General features: G+C 72.9%; 19 protein-coding genes. 13 read left to right on the plus strand and 6 right to left on the minus strand.

The genetic code is table 11. The features are described from left to right. Positions 1 to 25: 25 nt before the first annotated feature. The gene (locus ACLQ2N_RS00575; protein WP_425808322.1) at positions 26 to 2,740 is read right to left on the minus strand and encodes a lysylphosphatidylglycerol synthase domain-containing protein; all 2,715 of its coding nucleotides are present in this window, start codon (positions 2,738 to 2,740) and stop codon (positions 26 to 28) included. 230 nt (positions 2,741 to 2,970) lie between these two features. Between ACLQ2N_RS00575 and ACLQ2N_RS00580 the strand changes: the two genes are divergently transcribed. Both ACLQ2N_RS00580 and ACLQ2N_RS00585 read left to right on the plus strand, forming a co-directional pair. Then, complete coding sequence (locus ACLQ2N_RS00580) at positions 2,971 to 3,342, plus strand: MGMT family protein (RefSeq protein ID WP_425808323.1); 372 nt, start codon at positions 2,971 to 2,973, stop codon at positions 3,340 to 3,342. 189 nt (positions 3,343 to 3,531) lie between these two features. Then, a complete protein-coding gene (locus tag ACLQ2N_RS00585; RefSeq protein WP_425808324.1) occupies positions 3,532 to 6,864 on the plus strand; it encodes an ATP-dependent helicase in 3,333 nt (1,110 codons plus the stop codon). On the opposite strand, the gene ACLQ2N_RS00590 is transcribed toward ACLQ2N_RS00585, so the two are convergent. Together ACLQ2N_RS00590 and ACLQ2N_RS00595 are read right to left on the minus strand one after the other, a co-directional pair. Continuing rightward, positions 6,865 to 7,770, minus strand: a complete 906-nt coding sequence (locus ACLQ2N_RS00590; protein ID WP_425808325.1) for an SAM-dependent methyltransferase — start codon at positions 7,768 to 7,770, stop codon at positions 6,865 to 6,867. A gap of 54 nt (positions 7,771 to 7,824) precedes the next feature. Continuing rightward, complete coding sequence (locus ACLQ2N_RS00595) at positions 7,825 to 8,736, minus strand: SAM-dependent methyltransferase (protein WP_425808326.1); 912 nt, start codon at positions 8,734 to 8,736, stop codon at positions 7,825 to 7,827. 300 nt (positions 8,737 to 9,036) lie between these two features. Here ACLQ2N_RS00595 and ACLQ2N_RS00600 point away from each other — a divergent pair, with 300 nt between their 5' ends. Genes ACLQ2N_RS00600 through nudC form a run of 3 tightly spaced genes read left to right on the plus strand, consistent with a single transcriptional unit; the run spans position 9,037 to position 14,697 of the window. Next, positions 9,037 to 12,300, plus strand: coding sequence for a UvrD-helicase domain-containing protein (locus tag ACLQ2N_RS00600; RefSeq protein ID WP_425808327.1), 3,264 nt, complete (start codon positions 9,037 to 9,039; stop codon positions 12,298 to 12,300). 10 nt (positions 12,301 to 12,310) lie between these two features. Beyond that, positions 12,311 to 13,705 (plus strand): dipeptidase, encoded by a 1,395-nt coding sequence (locus ACLQ2N_RS00605; protein WP_425808328.1) that lies wholly within the window; start codon positions 12,311 to 12,313, stop codon positions 13,703 to 13,705. Between the two features lie 44 nt (positions 13,706 to 13,749). Next, the gene (nudC, locus tag ACLQ2N_RS00610) at positions 13,750 to 14,697 is read left to right on the plus strand and encodes an NAD(+) diphosphatase (RefSeq protein ID WP_425808329.1); all 948 of its coding nucleotides are present in this window, start codon (positions 13,750 to 13,752) and stop codon (positions 14,695 to 14,697) included. A gap of 63 nt (positions 14,698 to 14,760) precedes the next feature. Here nudC and ACLQ2N_RS00615 read toward each other — a convergent pair whose 3' ends face one another. Next, entirely contained in the window at positions 14,761 to 15,018 is a 258-nt protein-coding gene (locus ACLQ2N_RS00615; protein ID WP_164398441.1) for a glutaredoxin family protein, read from the minus strand. Between the two features lie 257 nt (positions 15,019 to 15,275). Here ACLQ2N_RS00615 and ACLQ2N_RS00620 point away from each other — a divergent pair, with 257 nt between their 5' ends. From ACLQ2N_RS00620 to ACLQ2N_RS00635, 4 genes are all read left to right on the plus strand, one after another. Continuing rightward, complete coding sequence (locus ACLQ2N_RS00620) at positions 15,276 to 17,525, plus strand: ATP-dependent DNA helicase UvrD2 (protein WP_425808330.1); 2,250 nt, start codon at positions 15,276 to 15,278, stop codon at positions 17,523 to 17,525. 164 nt (positions 17,526 to 17,689) lie between these two features. Continuing rightward, on the plus strand, positions 17,690 to 18,028 hold the full coding sequence (locus ACLQ2N_RS00625) for a hypothetical protein (RefSeq protein ID WP_425808331.1): 339 nt from the start codon (positions 17,690 to 17,692) through the stop codon (positions 18,026 to 18,028). Positions 18,029 to 18,201: 173 nt separating this feature from the next. Then, positions 18,202 to 18,570 (plus strand): WhiB family transcriptional regulator, encoded by a 369-nt coding sequence (locus ACLQ2N_RS00630; protein WP_018105532.1) that lies wholly within the window; start codon positions 18,202 to 18,204, stop codon positions 18,568 to 18,570. 29 nt (positions 18,571 to 18,599) lie between these two features. Continuing rightward, positions 18,600 to 18,929: a hypothetical protein gene (locus tag ACLQ2N_RS00635; RefSeq protein ID WP_425808955.1), complete on the plus strand. Its 330-nt coding sequence runs from the start codon at positions 18,600 to 18,602 to the stop codon at positions 18,927 to 18,929. A gap of 242 nt (positions 18,930 to 19,171) precedes the next feature. Here ACLQ2N_RS00635 and ACLQ2N_RS00640 read toward each other — a convergent pair whose 3' ends face one another. Beyond that, positions 19,172 to 20,704: an ABC1 kinase family protein gene (locus tag ACLQ2N_RS00640; protein WP_425808332.1), complete on the minus strand. Its 1,533-nt coding sequence runs from the start codon at positions 20,702 to 20,704 to the stop codon at positions 19,172 to 19,174. A gap of 41 nt (positions 20,705 to 20,745) precedes the next feature. Then, positions 20,746 to 21,894 carry a ThiF family adenylyltransferase gene (locus ACLQ2N_RS00645; RefSeq protein WP_425808333.1) on the minus strand — a complete coding sequence of 383 codons (1,149 nt, stop codon included), beginning with the start codon at positions 21,892 to 21,894 and terminating at the stop codon, positions 20,746 to 20,748. A gap of 225 nt (positions 21,895 to 22,119) precedes the next feature. On the opposite strand from ACLQ2N_RS00645, the gene ACLQ2N_RS00650 reads away from it, so the two are divergent. The 4 genes from ACLQ2N_RS00650 (at position 22,120) to ACLQ2N_RS00665 (ending at position 25,988) form a co-directional block, all read left to right on the plus strand. Then, on the plus strand, positions 22,120 to 22,740 hold the full coding sequence (locus ACLQ2N_RS00650) for a M48 family metallopeptidase (protein ID WP_425808334.1): 621 nt from the start codon (positions 22,120 to 22,122) through the stop codon (positions 22,738 to 22,740). Positions 22,741 to 22,871: 131 nt separating this feature from the next. After that, positions 22,872 to 24,521: a TerD family protein gene (locus tag ACLQ2N_RS00655; protein ID WP_425808335.1), complete on the plus strand. Its 1,650-nt coding sequence runs from the start codon at positions 22,872 to 22,874 to the stop codon at positions 24,519 to 24,521. 11 nt (positions 24,522 to 24,532) lie between these two features. After that, positions 24,533 to 25,213 (plus strand): AIM24 family protein, encoded by a 681-nt coding sequence (locus ACLQ2N_RS00660; RefSeq protein ID WP_018105538.1) that lies wholly within the window; start codon positions 24,533 to 24,535, stop codon positions 25,211 to 25,213. Positions 25,214 to 25,232: 19 nt separating this feature from the next. Beyond that, the gene (locus ACLQ2N_RS00665; protein WP_073862914.1) at positions 25,233 to 25,988 is read left to right on the plus strand and encodes an AIM24 family protein; all 756 of its coding nucleotides are present in this window, start codon (positions 25,233 to 25,235) and stop codon (positions 25,986 to 25,988) included. Positions 25,989 to 26,008 lie beyond the last annotated feature (20 nt).

Below are 26,008 nucleotides of genomic sequence, written 5' to 3' on the forward strand. Positions count from 1 at the left end.
CGCCCCGCCGGTCAGCGCCCGGGCTTCACAGCTGCCCCTTGCGCGTGAGGTGGTTGAAGCACAGCCAGCCGGGAAGGACCGGCAGCCACAGGGTCATCAGCCGGAACAGCAGCACGGCCGGGGCGGCGACCTCCTTCGGCAGGCCGACCGCGATCAGACCCAGCGTCAGCGCGCCCTCGACGGCGCCCATGCCGCCCGGGGTCGGCGCGGCCGAGCCGAGCGCGTTGCCGGCGAGGAAGACGACCGCGATGCTCGCGTAGCTGAGGTGCGGGGTGTCCGGCCCGCTGAACGCCCGGACCGAGGCGTCCAGGCACATCACGAAGACGCCGGTCAGCAGCAGCATCCCGCCGATCCCGGTGAGCAGCTTCTGCGGACGCTGCACCACGTCGAGCATGCGGGGGACGACTCCGGCGAACAGCGACCGCACCCGGGTCACCACGAACTTCCGCAGGAACGGGATGGCGGTGACCACGAGGACCAGCACGGCGACCGTCAGCAGCCCGGCGATCACGGTCCTGGACGGGGTGAGCGAGGACGGTGTCTTCTCGGTGCCGGTCAGGTAGCCGAAGGCGCCCAGCAGCAGGATGTGGCAGCCCAGGCCGAAGAGCTGGGAGGCGCCGACACTGGCCACCGCGAGGCCGGGCCGCACCCCGGATCGCTGGAGGAACCGGGTGTTCAGCGCCACTCCGCCGACCGCCGCCGGCGCCACGATCTTCACGAACGACCCGGCGACCTGCGCGAGGACGGTCCGGCCGAACGACACCCGCTCGGGCACGAAGCCCAGCAGGCTCATCGCGGCGGCCACGTAACTCAGCGCCGAGAAGCCGAGCGCGGCGGCCACCCAGCCCCATTCCGCCTGCTCCACGACCGCCCCGAAGTCGGCCTCGGTGACCTGCGAGATCAGGAAGTACGCGGCGATGGCACCGGCGATGAAGCTGATCAGGGTGCGCGGCTTGATGCGTTCCAGGCGGACCGGCTCGACCGGCGCCTGCGGCCGGATCAGCAGGACCTCCCGGCGCATCTGGGAGAGCAGGTCCTCCTCGCGCACCTCTTCGAGGGCGTCGTCCATGGCCCGCTTCTCGGCCTGCTTCTCGGTGCGCAGCGACTTGCGGGCGTTCTTGCGGTCTCCGCTCCTGGACAGCTCCGCGTCCTCGGCGCGGGCGCGCTTGGCCGCGTCCGACGCTTCGAGAACGGCCTCGCGCTCGCGCTGCGAGCGTTCCCGGGCGAGCCGGCGCAGCTGTGCCCGGGTGGAGCGGCTGAGCGCGATCGGCTGGAGGAGGGGCAGGCAGTCGGCGACCGCGTCGGGGCCGAGGACGGCGAGCGCGGCGGCCACGGCCCGCTCGGGGCCCACCCGCAGTCCGGTGGTGGTGAGCAGCTGAGCGACGTCCATTCGCAGGACCAGGTCGCCGGCCGCGATCTCGCCGCCGCGCAGGTCGGTGACGAACACCTTGCCGAAACGATCCACCAGTATGGCGTCGCCCGTGAGCCTGCGGTGCGCGATCCGGCGCGACTGGAGGGCCTTGACCTGTTCCCACGCCCCGCGCACCAGATCGTCGGTGATCTCGGTGTCCGCCAGGGCGTCCAGGGACCGCCCGCCGATGTGCTCGTAGACCAGCATCACGGCGTCCGGGCCGAGCTCGGATGTGGCGATGAGCTTGGGTGCGTTGGCGCCGGCGGCGATCGCCGCGTAGGCGAGCAGCGCCTCCTGCTCCAGCGCCTGGCGCAGCGACTGGATGGACCGCCGCTGGGTGATGCCGCGCAGGGTGAGCCTGCGCCACACCCGGTAGAAGAACCCCTGGGCCTGCTGCTCGCGGTCCACCACGGTCACGTCGAGCGGTGGCCCGTCCTCCAGGGAGACCAGATAGCGGCGCCCCCGGTCGCTCTGGTCGCCGGAGTCGGGTGCGTCCTCGGCGCGCATCGCGGTGACCGGCCGGAAGCCGACGTGCCGCAGACCGGCCATCAGGTGCTGGCCGGTCGGGCGGACGTTCGGCGAGCCGACCGCGTACAGCGTGCCGTACGCCACCGTCCAGCCGATCAGCACCGTGAGCACGATGGAGAACGGGGTCGTGTAGCCGCCGACCAGCATCGCGAAGGCGTCGAGCAGCAGCACCACCCACAGCACGACCCGCCAGCGCGGCCGTCTCGCCATCCCGACCGCGGTCATGTACGCGATCACGGGTGCGAGGTAACCGTGCACCGGATCGGTGAGCGCGTCGCCGGGCTGCGGCTGGGTCAGCGCGTCCCGGATGGTGCCGGAGGCGGACTTGGCGACCCACAGGTCCGCGGCGAGCGTCACCCCGTGCGCCAGGACCGCGGCCAGCACCCCGTCGGCGATCCGCAGTCCGTCGCGTTTGATCAGCCGCTCGATGGCGAAGGCGACCGGGACGAGCAGCACGGCGATGCTGGAGACCAGCCCGGCGAGCTTGATCAGCAGGTCGGGAGCCTGGCCCGTGCCCTTGTTGATGTCCTCTTCGAGGCCCGTGGTCGTACCGTGGGCGAAGGCGGCGACGGAGAACAGCACGATGACCGCCAGCACCCCGATGAGCAGGCGCAGCAGGTCGGAGGGGCGGTGCACACGGGCGGGCAGCAGCGGTTCGTCACCGGAGACGCGCTCGGCCTGCGACTCGTCGGAGCCGGCGAGGGTCGATCCGGCAGGGGCCTCCGCGTCCGTGCCCGGCTTCCGGGCCCTGTCCGGACGCGGCTCGGCATCGGAGGCGTCGGCCGCCTTCGGTGGCTGCACGCCCTGCTCCTTCGTCGCCTCTGAATGGTCTTCGTGTTCTCGTATCACCGGTCACCGCCCGCATGATGGTGGCACGGCCGATGGGCGCAAGGGGGCATCAGGGTGCGATGCGGGGGCGTGCGATGCGCAACATACGCTCCTTTCCCGCCGTGCGCACGCTGCGTGTGCGCACGGACACGGGCCGGGTCGTGAGGGCCGCGCTGTCGGTGGTGTGCGGCAGGATGGGTCGGATGAGCGAACACCCCACGGGCGACGCGCTGCCGGAGTACGCGGAGCGCGTGCTCGACGTCGCCGACCTGATCCCGCCCGGCCGCGTCATGACCTACGGCGACGTCGCGGAGTGGCTGGACGAGGGCGGCCCGCGCCAGGTGGGCCGGGTCATGGCGCTGTACGGGAGCGCGGCGCCGTGGTGGCGCGTCGTGCGCTCCGACGGCAGGCTGCTGCCCGGCCACGAGCTGCGCGCCCTGGCCCGCTACCGGGCGGAGGACACCCCGCTGCGCGAGGCCCCGGCGAGCGCGGAGGGCCACCTCCCGCGCCTGGACATGCGGCGCGCGCGATGGGACGGCGTGACGGGCGGAGGCGGTGGGGGAACTCACACCTGACAGCTTCGGCCATGGGGCGGCGGAACGGGCGGATCCGCGTCCGTACGGTGCGCGCGGGGCGCGGCCGGAAGAACGTGACGATCCCCGCAGCCGTCCCGCCGCATTCGGGGGGTGCGCCGGAGTAGCGTCTTCAGTTCGCGGCCGACGCCGCGCCCTCACCCGTACACCCACCAGGACCGGCGAACCCACGTGAGCACCTCCTCCACCACCCGGCACAGTCCTCACCGTCACGCACGGCCGGGGACCACGGGTCCGTACCGGCTGGTGCGCACCCTGCCGGGTTCGGTGGAGCCCCCTCTCCTGGACGCGGCGCAGCGCGCGGTGGTTGACCACCCGGGCGGTCCGCTCCTGGTCCTCGCCGGACCCGGTACGGGCAAGACGACGACGCTCGTCGAAGCCGTCGCCGCGCGCGTCGCCCGGGGCGCCGACCCGGCCCGTCTGCTGGTCCTCACCTTCAGCCGCAAGGCCGCCGTCGAACTGCGCGACCGGATGGCCGCCCGGCTCGGCGCCGCCCGGGGGCCGCAGGCCACCACCTTCCACTCCTTCTGTTACGCCCTGGTGCGCGCCCACCAGGACGCCGACCTCTTCGCGGACCCGCTGCGACTGCTGTCCGGGCCCGAACAGGACGTGACCGTCCGCGACCTCCTGGCCGGCCAACTCGAACTGGAGAAGGAGGGGCGCCCGCACATCAGCTGGCCCGACGAGCTGCGCGCCTGCCTGACCACGCGCGGCTTCGCCGACGAGGTACGCGCGGTGCTCGCCCGCAGCCGTGAACTGGGTCTCGGCCCGGACGCCCTCGCCGCCTTCGCCCGGCGCACCGGCCGGCCCGACTGGGGCGCCGCCGCCCGCTTCCTCGCCGAATACCTCGACGTGCTGGACGCCCAGGGCGTGCTGGACTACGCGGAGCTGGTGCACCGCGCGGTGCTGCTCGCGGAGCGCCCCGAGGTGTCGGCGCAGCTGGCCGGGGCGTACGACGCGGTCCTCGTGGACGAGTACCAGGACACGGACCCCGCCCAGGTGCGGCTGCTGCGCGCGCTGGCCGGCAACCGCGGGAGCACCCCGGGGGGCGGCGGCGGGCGCGATCTGATCGCCTTCGGTGACCCGGACCAGTCGATCTACGCGTTCCGGGGCGCCGACGTCAACGGCATCCTCGACTTCCCGGAGATGTTCCGGCGCGCCGACGGCGCCCCGGCCCCGGTCGGCGTCCTCACCACCTCGCGCCGCTCCGGCGACCGGCTGCTCGCCGCCACCCGGCTGCTCACCCGGCGGATGCCGCTCACCCGGCTGCCGTCGGCGAAGGTCCGCGCCCACCGCGAACTCGGCGCGGTCCGCGAGGGCGGCTCCGTCGAGGCGTACACCTACCCGACCGCCTCCACGGAGCTGGAGAACATCGCGGACCTGCTGCGCCGGGCGCACCTGGAGGACGGGGTGCCGTGGTCCGAGATGGCGGTGCTCGTCCGGGCCGGCGGGCGCACGCTGCCCTCCCTGCGCCGTGCCCTGACCTCGGCGGGCGTCCCCCTGGAGGTCGACGGCGACGACCTGGCCCTGCGCCACGAACCGGCGGTGGGCCCGCTGCTGACGGCGCTGCGCGCGGTGGCGGAGGCGGCGGTGCGGGGCACGGCACCGGAGGAGGAAGAGGACGAGGCCCCCTGGCTCGGCACCGAGACCGCGCTGGCCCTGCTCGCCTCGCCCCTCGGCGCGATGGACGCCGCCGACCTGCGCCGCCTCGGCCGCGCCCTGCGGGACGAGGAGCGCGCCGCCGGCAACAAGGTGCCCGCGCCCTCCGGTGAACTGCTGGCCCGGGCGCTCGCCGAGCCGGAGCGCCTGGTGACGCGCGACCCGTCGTACGCCCGGGGCGCCCAGCGCCTCGGCGCGCTCCTGCGCACTGCCCGCGAGCTGCTGGAGGCGGGCGGCACCGCCGAAGAGGCCCTGTGGGCGCTGTGGTCCGGCACCCCGTGGCCGGCCCGGCTGGAGCGGGCGGCCCTGCGCGGGGGCACCGCGGGACGCAACGCCGACCGCGACCTCGACGCCGTGTGCGCGTTGTTCGAGACCGCCGCCCGCGCCGAGGAACGCACCGGCGGCCGGGGCGCGCTCAACTTCCTGGAGGAGGTCGACGCCCAGGACATCGCGGCCGACACCCTTTCCCGCCGCGTGGTCCGGCCCGATGCCGTCCGGCTGATGACCGCCCACCGCTCCAAGGGCCTGGAGTGGCGCCTCGTCGTGGTGGCGGGCGTCCAGGAAGGGCTCTGGCCGGACCTGCGCCGCCGGGGCTCGCTCCTCGAAGCGGACCGGATCGGCCGCGACGGACTCGCCGAACCGCTGACGCCCGGCGCCCTCCTCGCGGAGGAGCGGCGGCTGTTCTACGTCGCGGCGACCCGCGCCCGCGACCGCCTGGTCGTCACGGCGGTCAAGGCCCCGGCCGACGACGGCGACCAGCCCTCCCGCTTCCTCGCCGAGCTGGGCGTCGAACCCCGCGACGTCACCGGCCGGCCGCGCCGCCCGCTGTCCGTCGCCGCCCTCGTCGCAGAGCTGCGCGCCACGACCGTGGACCCGGCCGCGTCCGACGCCCTGCGTGAGGAAGCCGCCCGCCGCCTCGCCCGCCTCGCGGCGCTCACCGACGACGACGGCCAGCCGCTCGTACCGGCCGCGCACCCGTACCGCTGGTGGGGCCTGTACGAGCCGACCCGCTCGGCGGTGCCGCTGCGCGACCGGGACCAGCCCGTCACCCTCTCCGGCAGCGCGCTCGACCAGCTCGCCCACACCTGCGCGCTCCAGTGGTTCCTGGGCCGCGAGGTGAAGGCCGACGCGCCCGCGACCGCCGCCCAGGGCTTCGGGAACGTGGTCCACGTCCTGGCCGACGAGGTGGCCTCCGGCCGTACGCCCGCCGACCTGGCGGTCCTCATGGAACGGCTCGACTCGGTCTGGGACGGCCTCGTCTTCGACGCCCCCTGGAAGTCGCGCCAGGAGAAGGAGCAGGCCCGCGCCGCGCTCGAACGCTTCCTGCGCTGGCACGTCATGGACCGGGCCGGCCGCACCCCCGTCGCCAGTGAGCACGACTTCGACGTGACGCTGGAGGCGGGGGAGTACGAGGTGCGCATCCGGGGCTCCATGGACCGCGTGGAACGGGACGCCGAGGGCCGGGCCTACGTGGTCGACTTCAAGACCGGCAAGCAGTCCCCGACGAAGGACGAGGTGCACCGCCACCCCCAGCTCGCCGTGTACCAGCTGGCGGTGCGGGAAGGCGCGGTCGACGACGCCTTCGGGGGGACGCGGCCGGAGCCGGGCGGCGCCGAACTCGTACAGCTGCGCCAGGCGGCCCCCAAGAAGGAGGGCGGCGACGCGGCGCCCAAGGTGCAGGCGCAGGCGCCGCCGGACGGCGAGTGGGTCTCCGACCTGCTGGCGACCGCCGCGGGCCGGGTCCTGGACGAGCGGTTCGCGCCGACGACCGGCCAGCACTGCGGCCACTGCTCGTTCAAGGCGTCGTGCAGCGCGCAGCCGGAGGGCCGGCACGTCCTGGAGTAGTCAGTGCTTGCGGGCCACCAGGCCGTAGACGCTGACGTCGGCGTCGGTGACGTCATTGATGTCCTGGTAGCGCGTACGGTCCAGCTCGTCCAGGCCCGCCACGAACTCGGGGTCCGGGTTCTCGGCCTCCGGCAGGTCCACGACCCGCTCGGGACGCCAGCGGTGCACGGGGACGATGCCGGGGTCGAGGAGTTCCAGGCCGTTGTCGGTGACGAACCGTTCCATCTGGGCGTACGACCGGCGCACCATGGCGAAGCCGCGCTCCTTGAAAGCCTTGGTGATGCTGCCGACCTGCTCCGGGTTGAGGTCCGAGCTGACGTTGCTCAGGACGAGGAAGCTGCCGGGGGCGAGCGCGTCCAGCAGTTGCTTCACGACCGGGTAGGCCGTCTCGTCCTCGATGAAGTGGGTCACGGCCGCGAGGACCAGGGCGACCGGGCGGTCGAAGTCGAGCGTGCGGCGGGCGGCCGCCAGGATCCGGTCCGGGTCGCGCAGGTCCGCCTCGATGTAGTCGGTGCGGCCCTCGGGACCGCTGGAGAGCAGGGCCTGCGCGTGGACGAGGACCACCGGGTCGTTGTCCACGTAGACCACGCGGGACTCGGGCGCGACGGCCTGGGCGATCTGGTGCACGTTCGCCTGCGTCGGCAGCCCGGTGCCGACGTCGAGGAACTGCCGGACGCCGTCGTTCGCGGCGAGGGTCACCGCCCGCCGCATGAAGTCCCGGTTGTGCCGCACGGTGAGGTAGCCGCGCGGATTGGCGGCCAGCGCCATGGCCGCGGCCTCGCGGTCGGCCGGGTAGTTGTCCTTGCCGCCGAGGAAGACGTCGTACACCCGCGCCGGATGCGCCTTCGTCGTGTCGATGCGCTTCCTGAGTCCGGTGGCGTCAGGGGCGGGTGCGTCGGCGCTCATATGACCTTCCTCGTAAGGCTGTTGGTGCGACAAGCGGTTGATCTGGACGGCCCTTCAGGGCTTGCGCGCCACCAGGACGTAGATGTTGACGTCTTCGTCGGTCGCCTCGGAGATGCTGACGTACCGCCCCTGGTCCAGGTGGTCGAGTTGTTCCGGCGCCGGACCGGGCACCTCCGTCGCGTCGGCCAGGTGGTCCGGCCGCCAGTGCCGTGACGCGACGATGCCGGGATCGAGCAGTTCCAGGCCGTTGTCGGTCACGAACCGCTCGATCTCCTCGCGTCGGCGCAGCACGAAGGAGAACCCCCGCTTGCGGAACGTCTCGGCGACCTTGTTGATCGGTACCGGGTTCATGTCGGCGCTGAGGTGGCTCAGGACGAGGTGGCTGCCGGACGGCAGCGCGTCCAGGAGCTGTGCGACGACGGGATACGCCTCGTCGTCCTCGATGAAGTGGAGGATGGCGGCGAGGACGAGGCCGACCGGGCGGTCGAAGTCGAGGGTGCGGCGGGCCGCTTCGAGGATCCTGGCCGGATCGCGCAGGTCCGCCTCGATGTAGTCGGTGCGGCCCTCGGGGCTGCTGGTGAGCAGGGCCTGCGCGTGGACGAGGACGATCGGGTCGTTGTCGACGTAGACGATCCGCGCGTCCGGGGCGATGCCCTGCGCGATCTGGTGCACGTTCTGCCGGGTCGGCAGCCCGGTGCCGATGTCGAGGAACTGCCGGATGCCCGTCGCGCCCGCCAGCGCGGTCACCGCCCGCCGGATGAAGTCCCGGTTGTGCCGGACGTCGAGGTGCCCGCGGGGGTTGGCTTTCGCCGCCAGCGCGGCGGCCTCGCGGTCGGCCGGATAGTTGTCCTTGCCGCCGAGGAAGACGTCGTACACCCGCGCCGGATGCGCCTTCGTGGTGTCGATGCGCTTACGGAGCTCGGCCGTGGTGTCCAGTGTCGCGGGGCCAGGGGCGTCGGCGTTCATAGGGGCGTCCTCGTCGGGATGGGCGATGCGCGCGGTCGGCGCGCTTCGGTGCTGTGTGAGACGGCGTACCGGGGCGGTCCGTGCAGAAGGGAGTCGGATGTGATCGGCGGCGGTCCGGAACGATCATTGACAACCTAGACCGCTCGTTCCGGCGGCGGGAGGCACTTCTCGGACTCTCAGGGAGGGACTCCGCGCTACCTTGCCGAGAGTGCCCGGCTCCGCACGGCCCGTGGGTTGCCGAGGGTCCGCGGCCTCAAGCGGCTTCGTGGGTTGTCGGTGGCGCCGGTTAGCCTCTGTGGAGTGTCCCCGCGCCTCACCGATCCCGAGCAGCTCAAGGAGCTGCTGGGCATCCCCTTCACCCCGGAGCAGACGGCCTGCATCACCGCGCCGCCCGCCCCGCAGGTGATCGTGGCCGGAGCCGGGTCGGGGAAGACCACGGTGATGGCCGCCCGGGTGGTCTGGCTGGTCGGCACCGGCCAGGTCGCCCCCGAGCAGGTCCTCGGGCTCACCTTCACCAACAAGGCGGCCGGTGAGCTCGCCGAGCGCGTACGCAAGGCACTCGTCGCCGCGGGCATCACCGACCCGGACGTGATCGACCCGGACAACCCCCCGGGCGAACCCGGCATCTCCACGTACCACGCCTTCGCCGGGCGGCTGCTGACCGAGCACGGACTGCGCATCGGACTCGAACCGGGCACCCGCCTCCTCGCCGACGCCACCCGCTACCAGCTCGCCGCCCGCGTGCTGCGCGAGGCCCCCGGCCCCTACCCCGCCCTGACCAGGTCCTTCCCCACCCTCGTCAGCGACCTGCTGGCCCTCGACGCCGAGCTGGCCGAACACCTCGTACGCCCCGAACAGCTCGACGCGTACGACACCGAACTGCTGAGCGCGCTGGAGACCGCGAAGCTCAGCAACGCCGAACTGCGCAAGATCCCCGAGACCGCCGAGGCCCGCCGCGAACTGCTCGCGCTGACCCGCCGCTACCGCGACGCGAAGCGGAGCCGCGACCTCCTCGACTTCGGCGACCAGATCGCCCTCTCCGCCGAGCTGGCCCTCAGCCGCCCCGAGGTCGGCGCGATCCTCCGCGACGCATACCGGGTCGTCCTGCTCGACGAATACCAGGACACCTCCGTCGCCCAGCGCCTCCTGCTCTCCGCCCTCTTCGGCAGCGGCCCCGGCACCGACGAGCCGACCGGGCACGCCGTCACCGCCGTCGGCGACCCCTGCCAGGCCATCTACGGCTGGCGCGGCGCCTCCGTCGCCAACCTGGACGACTTCCCGGACCACTTCCCGCACGCCGACGGCACCCCCGCCACCCGCTACGCCCTCAGCGAGAACCGCCGCAGCGGCGGCCGCCTCCTCCACCTCGCCAACGGACTCGCCGCGCCCCTGCGCGCCATGCACGAGGGCGTCGAGGCACTGCGCCCCGCCCCCGACGCCGAGCGCGACGGCCTCGTCCGCTGCGCCCTGCTGCGCACGCACACCGAGGAGATCGCCTGGCTCGCGGACTCGATCGCCCACCTCGTGCGCACCGGCAAGGCACCGGGCGAGATCGCCGTGCTGTGCCGCACCGCCGGTGACTTCCCGGAGATCCAGGCCGCGCTGGTCGCCCGCGACATCCCGGTCGAGGTCGTCGGCCTCTCCGGGCTGCTCCACCTCCCCGAGGTCGCGGACCTCGTCGCCGTCTGCGAAGTCCTCCAGGACCCGGGCGCCAACGCCTCCCTCGTCCGCCTGCTCACCGGCCCCCGCTGGCGGATCGGCCCGCGCGACCTGGCCCTGCTCGGCCGCCGGGCCCGCCTCCTGGTGCACCGCGCCGCCCACGGCGACGACGAGGACCACGACCCCGACCGCAGGCTCGCCGAAGCCGTCGAGGGGATCGACCCGGCCGAGGTGATCTCCCTCGCCGACGCCCTCGACACCTTCCTGGACGCGGGCGGCGAGGAGGACGACCGTCTTCCGTTCTCCGCCGAGGCGCGCATCCGCTTCGCCCGCCTCGCCGCCGAACTGCGCGACCTGCGCCGCTCGCTGGCCGACCCCCTGATGGACGTCCTGCACCGCGTCCTCGCCACCACCGGCCTGGAGGTCGAGCTCTCCGCCTCCCCGCAGGCCCTGGCCGCCCGCCGCCGCGAGACCTTGGGCAACTTCCTCGACGTGGCCGCCCGCTTCGCCGCCGTCGACGGCGAGGCCACCCTGCTCGCCTTCCTCGGCTTCCTGCGCACCGCCGTCCAGTACGAGAAGGGCCTCGACAACGCGCTGCCCGGCGGCGAGAACACCGTCAAGGTCCTCACCGCCCACAAGTCCAAGGGCCTGGAGTGGGACGTCGTCGCCGTGCCCGGACTGGTCACCGGCCAGTTCCCCAGCGGCCAGTCCCGGGACGCCTGGACCTCCCAGGCCAAGGTCCTCCCGCACGCCCTGCGCGGCGACACCGCCACCCTGCCCGCCCTCCACAGCTACGACGCCAAGGGCCTCAAGGGATTCAAGGAGGAGATGAAGGAGCACCAGCACACGGAGGAGCTGCGCCTCGGCTACGTCACCTTCACGCGTCCCCGCACGCTGCTGCTCGGTTCCGGCCACTGGTGGGGCCCCACCCAGAAGAAGCCGCGCGGCCCGTCCCCCTTCCTGCACGCGCTGTACGAGCACTGCGCCGCGGGGCACGGCGAGATCGAGGTGTGGACGGACGCCCCGGAGGAGACCGACGAGAACCCGGCCCTGGCCGAGGCGTCCGCCGACCACGCCTGGCCGCTCCCGCTGGACGACACCGCCCTGGCCCGCCGCAGGGCCGCCGCGGACACCGTGATGGAGCTGCTGTCCCGGCCGGAGCCCCCGGACGCCCCGGACGTCCCGGCTCCCCGCACACCCGCCCGCCTCACCCCCGAGGAGACGCGCACCCTCGCCTCCTGGGACCGGGACCTCGACGCGCTGGCCGGGGAGCTGCGCCGGGCCCGCGCCACCGTGCGCGACGTCCTCGTCCCCGCCTCGCTCTCCGCCACCCAGCTGCTGCGCCTCGCCGACGACCCGGACGCCTTCGCCCGGGAACTGGCCCGGCCGATGCCCCGCCCGCCGCAGCCCGCCGCCCGCCGGGGCACCCGCTTCCACGCCTGGGTGGAGTCCCGGTTCGAGGAGCTGCCGCTGCCCATGCTCGGGCCCGACGAGCTGCCCGGCGGCGACGACGACGCCGACATCGCCGACGAGCGCGACCTCGCCGGCCTGAAGGAAGCCTTCGAGCGCACCCCGTACGCCCGCCGCACCCCGTACCGGGTGGAGACGCCGTTCCAGATAACCCTGGCCGGCCGGATCATCCGGGGCCGTATCGACGCCGTGTACCGCACGGGGGACACGTACGAGATCGTGGACTGGAAGACCGGCCGCACCCACACCGCCGACCCGCTCCAGCTCGCCGTCTACCGGCTGGCCTGGGCGGAGCTGCACGGACTGCCGCTCGCCGACGTCACGGCCACCTTCCTCTTCGTCCGCAGCGGCGAGGCCGTCCGCCCGGCCTCGCTCCCGGGCCGCCGGGAGCTGGAGCGCATCCTCCTGGACGAGCCACCTCCTGCGGACGGATAGGCTGAAGGTCATGAGCGACACCCCGGACAGCGCCGTCCGCACGTACACCGAGCAGCACCGCGTGGCCTTCCTCGACGACCTCGCCGAGTGGCTGCGCATCCCCTCCGTATCCGCTCAGCCGGAGCACGAGGGCGACGTACGGCGCAGCGCCGAGTGGCTGTCGGCCAAGCTGAAGGAGACCGGATTCCCGGTCACCGAGGTCTGGGAGACCGACGGCGCACCCGCCGTCTTCGCCGAGTGGCCCTCCGACGACCCGGCGGCGCCCACGGTCCTGGTGTACGGACACCACGACGTCCAGCCCGCCGCCCGCGAGGACGGCTGGAGCAGCGAGCCGTTCGAGCCGGTCATCCGGGACGGCCGGATGTACGGACGCGGCGCGGCCGACGACAAGGGGCAGGTGTTCTTCCACACCCTCGGCGTGCGGGCCCACCTCGCCGCCACCGGCCGCACCGCCCCCGCCGTGCACCTCAAGCTGATCGTGGAGGGCGAGGAGGAGTCCGGCTCCCCGCACTTCCGTGACCTGGTGGAACAGCACGCGGACCGCCTCGCCGCCGACGCGGTGATCGTTTCCGACACCGGCATGTGGAACGAGACCACGCCGACCGTCTGCACTGGGATGCGCGGCCTCGCCGAGTGCGAGATCGAGTTCCACGGCCCCGGGCAGGACATCCACTCCGGCTCCTTCGGCGGCGCCGTCCCCAACCCGGCCACCGAGATCGCCCGCCTCGTCGCCGCGCTCCACGACGCGGACGGGAAGGTCGCGGTCCCCGGCTTCTACGACGGCGTGGCCGAGCTCACCGCGACCGAGCGCGCTCTCTTCGCCGAGCTGCCGTTCGACGAGGCCGACTGGCTGCACACCGCCAAGTCCCGGGCCGCCTCCGGAGAGGCCGGGTATGCGACGCTGGAGCGGATCTGGGCCCGCCCGACCGCCGAGGTCAACGGCATCGGCGGGGGCTACCAGGGCGCCGGCAGCAAGACGATCATCCCTTCGTCCGCCCGCGTGAAGATCAGCTTCCGGCTGGTGGCCGGCCAGGACCCGGACCACGTCGAGAAGGCCGTACGGACCTGGGCCGAGGCCCGTGTCCCGGCCGGGATCAGCCACCGGATCACCTTCCTCCCCGCCACCCGGCCCTGCCTGACGCCCCTGGACCACCCGGCGCTCCAGGCCGTGGCCCGCGCCATGGGCCGCGCATTCGGCCAGAAGGTCCTCTTCACCCGCGAAGGGGGCTCGGGGCCCGCCGCCGACCTCCAGGACGTGCTCGGCGCGCCGGTCCTCTTCCTCGGCATCTCCGTACCGTCCGACGGCTGGCACGCCCCCGACGAGAAGGTCGAGCTGGACCTCCTGTTCAAGGGCGTCGAGACCGCCGCGCATCTCTGGAGCGACCTGGCGGCCGCCCTCCGCTGAATTCTCTGAACGCCCGATCCATCCCGGGGGAGTAGGAAGCACCTGTGAGCACCTTCGACAACGCCACCACGGACCGGCCCATCGGTCTGACCGCGCCGAGCGGCATCGACCGCGCGGCGCACCACCGCCTCGACGAGGCGTGGCTGTCCGCCGCGTGGAGCCACCCGACAACCCGGGTCTTCGTCGTCTCCGGAGGCCAGGTGCTGATCGACGACACCGACGACGGCACCGAACTCGTGATGACGCCCGCCTTCGAGGCCCCCGTCACCGAGACCCACCGCTACTTCCTCGGCACCGACGCGGACGGCGTCAGCTACTTCGCCCTCCAGAAGGACACCCTGCCGGGCCGCATGGACCAGTCGGCCCGCCCGGCGGGGCTGCGCGAGGCGGGCCTGCTGCTCGGCCCGCGCGACGCCGCCCTGATGGTGCATGCGGTGGCCCTGGAGAACTGGCAGCGGCTGCACCGCTTCTGCTCCCGGTGCGGCGAGCGCACGGTGATCGCGGCGGCGGGCCACATCCGCCGCTGCCCGGCGTGCGGCGCCGAGCACTACCCGCGCACCGACCCGGCGGTGATCATGCTCGTCACCGACGACCAGGACCGGGCCCTGCTCGGCCGCCAGGTGCACTGGCCCGAGGGCCGTTTCTCCACGCTCGCCGGGTTCGTGGAGCCGGGCGAGTCGATCGAGCAGTCCGTGGCGCGCGAGGTCTTCGAGGAGGCCGGCATCACGGTCGGCGAGGTCGAGTACGTCGCCAGCCAGCCCTGGCCGTTCCCGTCCAGCCTGATGCTGGGCTTCATGGCGCGCGCCTCGACGTTCGACATCAACGTGGACGGCGAGGAGATCGAGGAGGCCCGCTGGTTCTCCCGCGAGGAGCTGACCGCCGCCTTCGAGTCGGGCGAGATCCTGCCCCCGTTCGGCATCTCGATCGCCGCGCGGCTGATCGAGCTCTGGTACGGCAAGCCGCTCCCGAAGCCGGTGCGCGCGGGCGCCTGAACGGGCCGGACATGACACCGCCCCCGCCGGTGCGTCGACCGGAGGGGGCGGGGTGCCCGGGGGTCAGGCCCCGAGGGCCTGCTTCACCTGGGCCAGGCTCGGGTTCGTCATCACGACGTCCGTGCCGCCGTTCTCAGGAACCACCAGCACGGTCGGGACCGTCTGGTTTCCGCCATTCGCCTTCTCGACGAAGGCGGCCGACTCCGGGTCCTGCTCGATGTTGATCTCGGTGTAGGCGATGCCCTCGCGGTCCATCTGCCCCTTCAGCCGACGGCAGTAGCCGCACCAGGTGGTGCTGTACATCGTCACAGTGCCCGGCATGTCTTCGCGCTCCTCTGTCTCTTCGGTCCCGGCAAATCCCGTCACGCCCGGACGGCCGCCCACGCGTCTGATACGTCACACGGGGCCGGGGCGTGCGTTGCCGCACGCCAGGTGAACGTATGCGACCCGGCCGCCATTCCCGCCCCCGGGGCCCTTGCGAGGACGGCCCGCGGGACCGCTCCGCGTTAGTACGACGGATACCCCGCCCCTGTGGACAACCACGGCACGTGCCCCGGGCGACCTGGCAGCATGGCGGGGTGACATCAGCAACGCACTCCACCCTCTTCCCCCGGGTCCCGGACACCGCGGACGCCGTCCTCGACGGGCTCGACCCCGAGCAGCGCGAGGTGGCCACGGCCCTGCGGGGCCCGGTGTGCGTGTTGGCCGGAGCCGGTACGGGCAAGACGCGGGCCATCACGCACCGCATCGCCTACGGGGTGCGCGCGGGGATACTCCAGCCGGCGAGCGTCCTGGCCGTCACGTTCACCAACCGGGCGGCCGGCGAGATGCGCGGCCGGCTGCGCCAGCTGGGCGCGGGCGGGGTGCAGGCGCGGACCTTCCACTCCGCGGCCCTGCGTCAGCTCCAGTACTTCTGGCCGAAAGCGGTCGGTGGAGAGCTGCCCCGGCTCCTTGAGCGCAAGGTCCAGCTGGTGGCCGAGGCAGCGGCCCGCAGCGGCCTGCGGCTCGACCGCAACGAGCTGCGCGACGTCACCAGCGAGATCGAGTGGGCCAAGGTCACCCAGACCGTCCCCGCCGACTATCCGGCGGTGGTCGCCAAGGCCCAGCGCGACGCCCCGCGCGACCCGGCGGAGATCGCCAAGGTCTACGAGACCTACGAGGAGCTGAAGCGCGAGCGCACGGTGATCGACTTCGAGGACGTGCTGCTCCTCACCGTCGGCATCCTCCAGGACCGGCACGACATCGCCGCCCACGTCCGCCGCCAGTACCAGCACTTCGTCGTGGACGAGTACCAGGACGTGAGCCCGCTCCAGCAGCGCCTGCTCGACCTGTGGCTCGGCGACCGGGACAGTCTCTGCGTCGTGGGCGACGCCGGCCAGACGATCTACTCGTTCACCGGGGCCACCCCGGACCACTTGCTCAACTTCCGCACCCGCCACCCCGGAGCGACCGTCGTCAAGCTGGTCCGCGACTACCGCTCCACCCCGCAGGTGGTCCACCTGGCCAACGGGCTGCTCGCCCAGGCCACCGGCCGGGCCGCCGAGCACCGCCTCGACCTGGTCTCGCAGCGCGAGCGCGGCCCCGAGCCCGCCTACGTGGAGTACGCGGACGAGCCCGACGAGGCCGAGGGCACCGCCCGCCGCATCCGCGACCTCATCGCGGCGGGCGTCCCGGCCGGCGAGATCGCGGTGCTCTACCGGGTCAACGCGCAGTCCGAGGTCTACGAGCAGGCCCTCGCGGACGCGGGCGTGCCCTACCAGCTCCGGGGCGCCGAGCGGTTCTTCGAGCGCGCGGAGGTCCGTGAGGCCGGTGTGGCCCTGCGCGGCGCGGCCCGTGCGGGGGGCAACGACTCCCTCCTGGACCACGCGGACGACCTCCCCGCCGAGGTGCGCGCGGTGCTCTCCACCAAGGGCTGGCGCAGCGAACCGCCCGCCGGGTCCGGTGCGGTGCGCGACCGCTGGGAGTCCCTGGCCGCCCTCGTCCGGCTCGCCGAGGACTTCGAGCGGGCCCACCCCGGGGCGACGCTCTCCGACCTGGTCGCCGAGCTGGACGAGCGGGCCGCCGCCCAGCACGCGCCCACCGTCCAGGGCGTCACGCTGGCCTCGCTGCACTCGGCGAAGGGCCTGGAGTGGGACGCGGTGTTCCTGGTCGGGCTGACCGAGGGCATGATGCCGATCACCTACGCCAAGACGCCGGAGCAGATCGAGGAGGAGCGCCGGCTGCTGTACGTCGGCGTCACCCGGGCCCGCTTCCACCTCACGCTGTCCTGGTCGCTGTCCCGGTCGCCCGGCGGCCGGCCCGGGCGGCGGCCGACCCGCTTCCTGAACGGCCTCCGCCCCGGCTCCACGGGCCCCGGCGGCCGGAGCGCGGCCGCGGCCGGCCCGGGCGGCATCTGGACCGGCGACGGCGGCCGGAACGGCGAGGGCGGCGCGGCCGGCCCCGAGGGCGGGGGGCGGCCGGCGGCGGCCAGGCGGAAGCCCCGGACGCCGGCCCGGTGCCGGGTCTGCGGCAAGACCCTGACGGACGCCGGCGAGATGAAGCTGATGCGCTGCGACGACTGCCCGTCCGACATGGACGAGGCGCTGTACGAGCGGCTGCACGACTGGCGGGCGGCCCGGGCGCGGGAGACCGGCCAGCCCGCCTACTGCGTGTTCACCGACCGGACACTGATGGCCATCGCGGAGGCGGTGCCCGGCAGCGAGCGCGAACTGGCCGGGATCCCCGGGGTCGGCGCGCGGAAGCTGGGCCGCTTCGGCGCCGCCGTTCTGGACATCTGCGCAGGTGGAGACGGGCACGAAGGTGGTGCGGAAGCCCCAGGGAAGATGTGAGAAAAACTCGTCGGAAAAATAGTTTGCGCCCGCCCCAGTCATCACCATAGGTTCTTAACCACGGAAACAGCGGCTTCTCTGAAGCCCTGGTTCCGTGCTGTACTTATCCGAATACGCAGGACCGGCCCGCCGGTCCCCCGAGACGCCGAGAGGAGGCGATTGAAGTGATCAGCATCATCGAGACCAACAAAATGACCGATCTCTCGGTCGTCTCCGCCTGCTCGCTCGGCCTTCTCGCCCGTGCCCCGAAGTCCTCCCTGCGCGCCACCGGTGTGTCCGGCGTCTCCGCCGTCATTCCGATGTCCCTGGCCGGCCTTCCCGTGCGGGAGCGCAATGAGCGACCGACCCAGGCACCGGCAGCAGCAGTAGCGAAGGGACAGGCCCCGGCCTATGTCTTTGCGGCCGTCGGTGCGGGAGCGGAAGCCGGCGTCACCGAGCAGACGAAGCAGCACCACACGATGTGGGCCTTCCGTGGGCCTGAACCCTGGAGCGATCCAGCCTGATCCAGCATCAGGCCGGCGCCTTCAGGGCCGCGGAACCCCACTCGGGATCCGCGGCCCTTTTGTTTTGCCTCAACGGGCGAGACAACGAGAAGGGGCCTCGGGACAAGCAGGACCTGGTACCAGCCGCCCCCCGGCCAACAGGCCGGAAACGACCAGACGAGGACACCACCACCGTGCAACTCGAAGCGCACGCCCCGTCCGTACCGCCTTCCGACACGATCTCCCCGCCCGGCCTCACGGAGGACTCCACCTTGACCCCCCTCACCGCGCTCACCGCGCTCGACGACGCCATCGAGAACCTCGGTGTACCCGTCCCCTGCCGCGCCTACGACCCGGAGGTCTTCTTCGCCGAGTCGCCGGCCGACGTCGAGTACGCCAAGTCCCTCTGCCGCACCTGTCCGCTGGTCGAGGCGTGCCTCGCCGGCGCCAAGGAGCGCCGCGAGCCGTGGGGTGTCTGGGGTGGCGAGCTCTTCATCCAGGGCGTCGTGGTCGCCCGGAAGCGGCCCCGTGGCCGCCCGCGCAAGAACCCGGTCGCAGCGTGATCACCGTGGGGTTCCCGGCCCCCAAGCCCATGAAGCGCATCGGAACCATCGACCGTCCCCTGACCCACGACCCCCGAAACCAGGCTCCAATGACCATCCCCACCCCCACGTCCGAGCCCGCCGGCTCCGCGACCCCAGACGTCACCATCATCGGCGCGAACGACTCGCGTCAGAACAGGACCCGCGAGATGCAACTCATCCCAGAAGCCCTGGCTCGTGCGCATATGCACGACCGCCTGCGCGAAGCCGACGTGGAGCGCCAGGCCGTGCGCCTGATCTCCGCCCGGCGGATGCAGCGCCGGGCGGAGCGAGCCTCCATGCGCGCCCGCCGCGCGCTGGCCATGGCCGTCATGCACTGAGCCACCCCGGCCGGCCACGGAGGCCACCGCCCGGACGCAGCCGCTCTCTGCGCCCGGCGGACCTCGTCTCCCAGCGCCACCCGCGCAGCAGCACCCCACCCCCGGGGCCGATCCGTCCGACCGACGGACCGGCCCCGGGGCGTTTCGGAAGCGGCCGGAGCGATTCGGGGCGGGGCCCGGCCCGGTTCGCCCCGACCGGTTTGCCCGGTCCGGTTCGCCCGGGCCCGCCCCTCCCGTCCGGGCTAGCCGGCGTCCACCGTCTCGGCGGACCTCGGCGCCGGCGGCACGCGCTTCGGGCCCCGGGCCTGGCCCTCGGAGCCCAGGACCTCCGCGTCCTCCTGGTCCTGCTGGTCCTCCGTGTCCTGCTGGTCCTCCGTGTCCGCCCGGTCCGCGTCCGCCGCGTCCTCCGGCGACAGGAACCCCGGCAGCCAGGACTCGAGTTCGTCGCGGAGCCGGACCGTGGCGCCGAGCTGGCACAGCACCCCGATCGTGCTCAGCGTCACCCGGTGTATCAGCAGGTAGGAGGGCGGCAGGTTCAACTGCTTGCCCAACTGGTGGGCCGGAGAGCGAGGGTCTGCTATCCGGGCCGCCTGATGACGCAGCCAGCTCCGGCTGAACGTGAACTCCTCCACCTCGGCCGGTTCGATGATCGGCAACAGGTAGTCCAGCACCGCGGCAGGCTCCAGGGCGATCGAGTCCTTGACGAACCCCTCCGCCCGCAGCATCTCGTAGACCGCGTCCGCGTCGCCCCCGAGCGTCAGCCGCAGCGCGTCCCCGATGGTCTGCGGCAGTCCGCCCGGCAGCCGGTCCACCGTCCCGAAGTCCAGCACCCCCAGCCGCCACCGGGCCGCGTCCGCACCCTCGTCACTCTCCTCGCCCGACGCACCCGCCACCGGGTCCGGGGGCAGCAGCCGGAAGTTGCCGGGGTGCGGGTCGGCGTGGAGCAGCCCGGTGCGCGCGGGACCCGAGAAGAGGAACCGTGCGAGCAGCTGGCCGGCCCGGTCGCGCTGCCCGGCCGTGCCGTCGGTGATCACATCGGCCAGCGGGACACCGTCCAGCCACTCGGTGACCAGCACCTGCGCCGACTGGTGGACCACCTCCGGGACCACGACGTCGGGATCCTCCGCGAACTCCTCGGCGTGCGCCTGCTGGGACCGCGCCTCCTGCTCGTAGTCCAGCTCTTCCGAAACCCGGTCACGCAACTCCGTGATCAGCGGCTTGATGTCCATGCCCGGAACCAGCGGGCCCAGCAGCCGCGCGAAACGGCTGAGCTGCGTCAGATCCGAGAGCAGCGCCTCGCCCGCGCCCGGGTACTGCACCTTCACGGCCACGTCCCGGCCGTCGTGCCACACCGCCCGGTGCACCTGGCCGATCGACGCCGCGGCCGACGGCTTGTCGTCGAAGGCCAGGAACAGCTCCCGCCAGTCCTCGCCGAGCCGCTCCGCCAGGACCGCGTGCACGGTGCCGCTCGGCATGGGCGGGGCGGCCTCCTGGAGTTTGGTGAGCGCCGCGCGGTACGGACCCGCGACCTCCTCGGGCAGCGCGGACTCGAAGACGGACAGGGCCTGGCCGAGCTTCATCGCCCCGCCCTTCAGCTCCCCGAGGACCTTGAAGAGCTGGTCGGCGGTGCGCTGCTGCACCTCGCGGGCCACCAGCTCCGCCGATTTTCCGCCGATGCGCTTGCCCAGCCCCCAGGTGGCTCGGCCGGCGAAACCCAACGGCAGCGCGGCCAGCTTGGCGGTACGGGTGACCGCCTTCCGGGGAAGATCAGACATATGCCCCTCCAATTCCCAGACTGCCGCGCTGCGGGCGGCGGTTACCCGGCCATTGTGTCGTGCGCCGTGCCGGCTCCGGAGGCGCGGACCCCCTCAGTGTGACCGGCGGCGCCACAGGAACAGTCGAGGTGGGCCCCGATCCGTTCCGACCTCCAGTCCAACAGCGGCAGCGCCGCCTCCCACCGCGCACCGGTACTCACGGGCAGCTCGCCGTCGAGGAAGGCCAGCGCGTGCGCCGCCGCGAGCCCCGCCACCGCCGTCGCCAGGGCCAGGTCGCACGCCTGCGCGGCGCCGCGCCGCCCGGACTGCCACTGCGCCAGCATGCGCGGCCACTGCGGGTCCCGGTCCCGCCGGTGCGACTGGAGGCAGCCGGCGCAGGCGGTGCCGCCGGGCAGGACCAGGGGTCCGACGAACCCGGTCGCCTCCAGCACCCCCGCGTACAGATGCGGTGTGCCCGAGGAGATCCACGGCTCCGCGGTGCCCGGATCGGGGACGTACGCCGACAGTCCGTCGCGCGGCGCGACCACGATCAGCGACAGCCCCGGCTCGCGCCCGGCGGGACCGCAGCCCGCCGCCCCGGGAGCCCGGGGCCCGGGGCCGGGGGCGGAGCGCCGGACCAGCTGCCGGGCCGCCATGTCCCTGCGCTCCCCGACGGCGGAGGAGGGCAGCCCGCCCGGGGACACGTCACCCGGCTCCGTGCACCCGCCGTCCAGGACCTCCACCCGGCCGACTCCCGCTCCGGAGAGCACCGCCGCGACGGTCGCGCCGACCCTGCCCGCGCCGCGGACCTGCACGCGCATCGAGCGGCGGGCCGCGAGTCTGCGCATCCCGCCGCCGGGCTCGGGATGCACGACGGAGAGCGAGGCCAGGTCGGGCCGGTGACGCTCCAGGACGTCGGACCTGGTCCGCAGCGCTTCCGCCGCCGGACCGCCCGCCCGCACGTCGTCCACGAGTCCGGCGTCCACCAACCGCGTCACCAGCTTGTCGACATGACGCTCGCTCAGGTCCATCGCCCTGGCCTGCTCACGGAGCAGCGGCATGCCTCTGGTGCCGTCGAGCAGTTCCATGAAACAGCCCGTCGCGATATCCATCGGGCCGACCTTCACCGCGTGTGCGGGTGTCACTCCGAATTGCACGGTCTCCCCGCTCCGCCAAGCGCGGCGCAGTGCGGGCTTCAACATCGGATGCACGGCTTCCCCCGGTCTGTGTGTCTTGACTCCGCTGTGCGTGACTCTGCTGTCTGTGACTCTGCTGTGCGTGTTCCTTTGCCAGAATGCAGCGGGCCGCGGAGGCGTGCGGAAAGTTATCCACAGGCGTGGGTATTAGTCGTTCAAATGGTGCAAGGCGTGGAGGCGATCATGGAGAACCGTCCCGGAGGCGGGACTTACCCCGCACACAGCGGGTAACGTCGAGCCGTGCCCGCCGACCCGTCGCCAAGCTCCGCCGGGGAGCCCGCCGTGCCCGGCGCCGGACCCCGCCGGCGCGGTGCGGATCCTGCCCGCAGCGCCTCCGCGACGAGCGCGGTCGAGGTCCGCAGAAGCGCCCGCCGCAGCAGAACGGTTTCCGCCTACCGCGAGGGCGACCGCACGATCGTGCTCATCCCCGCCCGGATGTCCGAGGCCGAGGAGCGGCGCTGGGTGGACGTGATGCTCGACAGGCTCGCCGCCCAGGAGAGCAGGCGCGTCCTCGGTGACACCGAGCTCGCCGAACGGGCGGAGCGCCTGTCCGCGCAGTACTTCGCGGGCCGGGCCAGGCCCGCCTCCGTGCGGTGGGTGACCAACCAGAACACCCGCTGGGGCTCGTGCACCCCGTCCGAGGGCAGCATCCGGCTCTCCCACCGGCTCCAGGGCATGCCGGAGTACGTCGTGGACTATGTGCTCGTCCACGAACTCGCCCACCTCCTGGTGCCCGGGCACGGGCCGCGGTTCTGGCGGCTGCTGGACGCCTACCCCCGTACCGAGCGGGCGCGCGGCTATCTGGAGGGGGTGGTGGCCGCCGGCCGGCTGCCGCACCTGCCGGCCGCGCGCGGCGAGTGACAGGTGGTGGCGCCGGGTGAGCGGTGCCGGGTGTTTCTGTACCGGGTCTGTACCGGCTTCGCCCAATGCCGGAGTTTGCGGATAGCCTGACGCGACGCATTCACCTTCCGGATGGGGGACGGTCGTTACGCATGGCCAGGGAATTCCAACGCGGCCACAAGGCCAAGATCAGCGATCTCACACCGGGGACGGACCTGTACGTAGGGGTGCAGATCGCCGGCCCGGGGCTGAGCTTTGACATCAGCTGCTTCGGGCTCGATGCCAATGAGCAGCTCTCCGACGACCGGTATTTCATCTTCTTCAATCAGCCGAAATCTCCCGAGGAGTCCATTCAGCTCCTCGGGGCCCAGGCCGGTGACACCGAGTCGTTCCGCGTCACCCTGGACCGCATTCCGGCGAACATCCACAAGCTGTCGTTCACCGCGACCGTGGACGGCGCCGGGCAGATGTCGCAGGTGGGCCCCGGCTACATCCGGATCGTCGCGGGCGGCGAGGAAGTCGTCAGGTACGCGTTCAACGGCTCGGAGTTCAGCACCGAGCGCGCCGTCATGCTGGGCGACTTCTACCTCAAGGACGTCTGGCGCTTCGCCGCGGTCGGCCAGGGCTTCGACGGCGGCCTCGAGGCGCTGCTGAAGAACTTCGGCGGCGAGGTCGCCGAGGAGGAGCCGGCCGCCGCCGCGCCGCCGCAGGGCGCCGCACCGTCGTTCGCGCCGCCCGCCCAGGCGGCCCCGGCCCCGTCGTTCGGCGCCCCGGCAGCCCCTCCGGCACCCCAGGTCCCTCAGCCCGCGCCGTCCTTCGGGACCCCGCCGCCCGCCCCCGGCCCGGCGCCGACCCCGCAGCAGCAGATGCATGCCGCGCCGACGATCGTCGCCCCGATGACCCCGCCCGGTGGCACCGTGCCCCCGCCGCCCGCGCCGGCCCCGTACGGGCAGCCCGGTCAGCCGCAGCAGCAGCAGCACTTCGGGCAGCAGCCCCACCAGCCCCAGCAGCAGTTCGGGCAGGTCCCCGGCCAGGCGCCCGCACCCTACGGACAGCAGGCGCCGTCCCCGTACGGCCAGCAGCCTCCCGGTATGCCCCCGGGCGCGCAGGGCATGCCCGGCGGCGCTCCGCAGGCGGCAGGCGCCGGTCTTCAGGCCGCGCTCCAGCCGTACAAGGAGACCGCGACCGGACAGCGCTGGACGCCGCAGAACCAGCAGCTCATGCGGGTCGACCTGACCATGGGCGGTACCGGAGTGCTCGCCCGGCAGGGCAGCATGGTCATGTACCAGGGCAAGGTCGACTTCAGCTACAAGGGCGCGGGTTTCGCCGGCCGCATGGTGGGCAACGCCACCGGCCAGGAGATGCAGCTCATGCGCTGCACCGGCCGGGGCCAGGTCTTCCTCGCCGAGGAGGGCGCCCATCTGCACTCCATCGAGCTCCAGGGCGACGGAGTCTGCGTCTCCGCCGAGAACGTGCTCGCCTTCGACGAGTCGCTCCAGTACGAGGTCCGCCGCATCGAGGGCCACGGCATTCCCGGCGGTGCCCTGTTCACCATGCAGTTCCAGGGCTCCGGCACCCTCGTCGTCAAGACGCACGGCGTCCCCGTGGTCCTGCCAGTCACCCCGACCACCTTCGCCGACTGCAACGCCGTCGTGGCGTGGTCGTCGGCGTCCCAGGTGATCATCTCCAGCCAGGTCCGGCTGCGCCGCAACGCCTACCCCGGACACAGCGGCGAGACCGTGAACCTCCAGTTCCGCGGCGCGCCCGGCAACTTCATCGTCGTCCAGCCCTACGAGGTCTGAGGGAGCCCGTCATGAACCAGCAACTCGCGGGCTACGCCCCGACCCCCGTCACGGCACGGATGGAGAACCACGGCCATTCCATGCTGAAGGTCGCCATGGCGACCGGTCAGGACCTCTACGCGCGCACCGGCTCGATGGTCGCCTACGAGGGCTTCATCCAGTACGAGCCCAACCCGCCCGCCGTCCGCCAGATCGCCTCGCAGTGGATCACCGGCGAGGGCGCGCCGCTCATGAAGTGCACCGGCGACGGGCTGCTCTACCTCGCCGACTACGGTGCCGACGTCGTCGTCATCAACCTCAACAACGACTCGATCTCGGTCAACGGCACCAACGTCCTCGCCTTCGACGGCCACCTCACGTGGGGCGTCGAGCGGGTCAAGGGCCTCGCCAAGTTCGCCGGCCAGGGCCTGTGGAACGTCTGCATCTCGGGTACCGGCTGGGTCGCGATCACCTCGCGCGGCACGCCGCTCGTGGTCGACTGCGGACGCGGCGAGGACGAGACGTACGTCGACCCGGACGCGCTGGTCGCCTGGTCCCCGAACCTCAAGGTAAAGGGCAAGCGCAGCTTCAAGGCCTCCTCGCTCATCGGGCGGGGCAGCGGCGAGGCGTTCCAGATGGCCTTCTCCGGCCAGGGGATCGTCGTCGTCCAGCCGAGCGAGGACAGCACCGACCGGCTGCGCGTCCGGCACTGACGGGGAGGGAGAACACATCATGCAGAGTTCGCTTTTCGGCCTCACGGAACAGCAGTCCCAGGAGCGCTACACCATCCAGAACCCGCAGCTTCTGCGGGTCGCGCTGACCGGCCACGACGACGTCCTCGCCCGCAAGGGCGCCATGGTCGCCTACCAGGGGCTCATGGAGTTCGACGGCGAGTACCAGTCGAACGCCCAGCGCCGCTCCCGCGCCCACACCGGTGAGGGCCTGGACCTGATGCGCTGTTCCGGGCAGGGCACCGTCTACTTCGCCAACCTGGCGCAGTACATCCACGTCGTGGACGTCGACCACGACGGCCTGACCGTGGACAGCTCCTACGTCCTGGCGCTCGACTCCTCGCTGCACACCGAGGTCATCGCGGTGGACAGCCAGTACGGCATCTCGGGCACCGGCAAGTACCAGCTCAACATCTCCGGCACCGGCAAGGTCGCCCTGATGACCTCGGGCCAGCCGCTGATGATGCAGGTCACGCCCGACAAGTACGTCAGCGCCGACGCCGACGCGATCGTCGCCTGGTCGACCTCGCTGCGGGTGCAGATGCAGGCCCAGACGCACTCCTCGGGCGTCTTCCGCCGGCGCGGCAACACCGGCGAGGGCTGGGAGCTCAGCTTCCTCGGGCAGGGCTTCGCCCTGGTGCAGCCGAGCGAGCTGATGCCGCCGCAGAACGCCCAGATCGGACAGGGCCTCGCCGCCCAGTACGGCATGGGCCAGCACGGCGCGCACGGCCAGAACCAGAACAACGCCTGGAACTGAGCCACACAGCGAGAGTAAGG

This window comes from Streptomyces sp. DT224 (assembly GCF_049844595.1).
GTDB lineage: Bacteria > Actinomycetota > Actinomycetes > Streptomycetales > Streptomycetaceae > Streptomyces.

Excerpts from the sequence above, each read along its gene's own strand:
- ACLQ2N_RS00580 (WP_425808323.1), top strand. The coding sequence starts at position 2,971 with ATGAGCGAACACCCCACGGGCGACGCGCTGCCGGAGTACGCGGAGCGC.
- ACLQ2N_RS00590 (WP_425808325.1), bottom strand. The coding sequence starts at position 7,770 with ATGAGCGCCGACGCACCCGCCCCTGACGCCACCGGACTCAGGAAGCGC.
- ACLQ2N_RS00595 (WP_425808326.1), bottom strand. The coding sequence starts at position 8,736 with ATGAACGCCGACGCCCCTGGCCCCGCGACACTGGACACCACGGCCGAG.
- ACLQ2N_RS00605 (WP_425808328.1), top strand. The coding sequence starts at position 12,311 with ATGAGCGACACCCCGGACAGCGCCGTCCGCACGTACACCGAGCAGCAC.
- ACLQ2N_RS00615 (WP_164398441.1), bottom strand. The coding sequence starts at position 15,018 with ATGCCGGGCACTGTGACGATGTACAGCACCACCTGGTGCGGCTACTGC.
- ACLQ2N_RS00635 (WP_425808955.1), top strand. The coding sequence starts at position 18,600 with ATGAAGCGCATCGGAACCATCGACCGTCCCCTGACCCACGACCCCCGA.
- ACLQ2N_RS00640 (WP_425808332.1), bottom strand. The coding sequence starts at position 20,704 with ATGTCTGATCTTCCCCGGAAGGCGGTCACCCGTACCGCCAAGCTGGCC.
- ACLQ2N_RS00655 (WP_425808335.1), top strand. The coding sequence starts at position 22,872 with ATGGCCAGGGAATTCCAACGCGGCCACAAGGCCAAGATCAGCGATCTC.
- ACLQ2N_RS00660 (WP_018105538.1), top strand. The coding sequence starts at position 24,533 with ATGAACCAGCAACTCGCGGGCTACGCCCCGACCCCCGTCACGGCACGG.
- ACLQ2N_RS00665 (WP_073862914.1), top strand. The coding sequence starts at position 25,233 with ATGCAGAGTTCGCTTTTCGGCCTCACGGAACAGCAGTCCCAGGAGCGC.